Below are 271 nucleotides of genomic sequence, written 5' to 3' on the forward strand. Positions count from 1 at the left end.
GTTGAACAATGGTTTACACGTTATCATTGTTCAACAGAACGATTTCTGTTGGAGTAGCAGCATCACCATTAAAACCAACAAATTGAGATTCATGCGCTAAAGATGTAGTAGAACCATCTTTAAGTGTTACTGCTAAACCGTTATTTACAACAGCGTATTTAGTCGCATCAGCATGTGAGCCTTGCGCTAATGGGAAAGTTTGATTTAAGAAATCTTTAGCGAATGCAATCACTTTGTCGCCACGAACAGGGTTATAGCCTTTACCCTTTTC

Annotated in this window: 1 protein-coding gene; it reads right to left on the minus strand. The window is 38.7% G+C overall.

All coding sequences use genetic code 11. The features are described 5' to 3' along the window. Window positions 1-13: 13 nt before the first annotated feature. The coding region (locus Ga0466249_RS26120) for a hypothetical protein (protein WP_215832406.1) at window positions 14-271 on the minus strand (258 nt) is incomplete at its 5' end.

Origin of the sequence: Pelorhabdus rhamnosifermentans, assembly GCF_018835585.1 — a bacterium.
GTDB classification, from domain to species: Bacteria; Bacillota; Negativicutes; order UMGS1260; family UMGS1260; genus Pelorhabdus; species Pelorhabdus rhamnosifermentans.